The sequence below is a fragment of the Bradyrhizobium sp. UFLA05-153 genome, assembly GCF_054185185.1.
In genome coordinates, this window is the sequence record NZ_JBBIAM010000335.1 from 1 (window position 1) to 843 (window position 843).

An 843-nucleotide genomic window follows, 5' to 3' on the forward strand; every position below is an offset into this window, starting at 1 on the left:
ACCCCGGGCACGGGTCCGAGTTCTGAACGCACGAGTTCGCCGAGGGATCGCCCGTCGCGCCGCATCGAGACGAACAGGACCATGAAGTCCTGCACCGCGCCCGCGAGTACGACGCCGGCGAGAATCCACAGCATGCCCGGCAGGTAACCCATCTGTGCGGCAAGCACGGGGCCGACGAGCGGGCCCGCGCCGGCGATCGCCGCGAAATGATGGCCGAACAGCACGTATTTGTTGGTTGGAACGTAATCGAGACCGTCGTTGTGACGGTGCGCCGGCGTCGGCCGATCGGAGTCAAGCTGTAGCACGGTGCGGGCGATGAATAGGCTATAGAAGCGATAGGCGATCAGATAGACCGCGATGGCCGCGACCACCATCCAGAGCGCGTTCACATGCTCCCCGCGCACGAGCGCGACCATCGCGAGACCGAAGGCGCCAAGAACCGACACCGCCGTCCATACAAGCCAGTGATCGAGGCGATTGCGGCTTTCCGCCATTGCATCCACCATGGTTTGTTTCCTCCCATGCGTTTCGGGGTTCACGCCCGAGCAATTATTTCGATTGCGCTTCGTTCGCCCGCGAAACTCTAGCCTTACCTGCGCGGAGGTTCTGCTGCGGTCGGAGTCGAGTCGCCATTCTCGAATATTGGCCCCCAAGAATAGCGCATAAGGTTTCGGAAGTCGCCTCTCCTGAGGTGTCGTAAAGGGCACAATCGGCAATCTGCCTTGGAGCGGTTGAGGCATCCCGATGTGCTGACCTTGCCAATGCGCCGCCGCGACATCGCCGACTACCTTGGCCTGAGTTTCGAAACCGTCTCACGCACCCTCTCCATGCTTCGAGATGAAA

At 61.4% G+C, this 843-nt stretch carries 1 protein-coding gene and 1 pseudogene; one reads left to right on the forward strand and one right to left on the reverse strand.

Annotation, left to right across the window (positions count from 1 at the left end; genetic code table 11):
• A partial coding sequence (locus Q2941_RS51745) for a carbon starvation CstA family protein (RefSeq protein ID WP_458197562.1) occupies positions 1 to 506 on the reverse strand: 506 nt, incomplete at its 3' end.
• 234 nt (positions 507 to 740) lie between these two features.
• Between Q2941_RS51745 and Q2941_RS51750 the strand changes: the two are divergent.
• A pseudogene (locus Q2941_RS51750) lies at positions 741 to 843 on the forward strand (helix-turn-helix domain-containing protein); the annotation flags it as partial.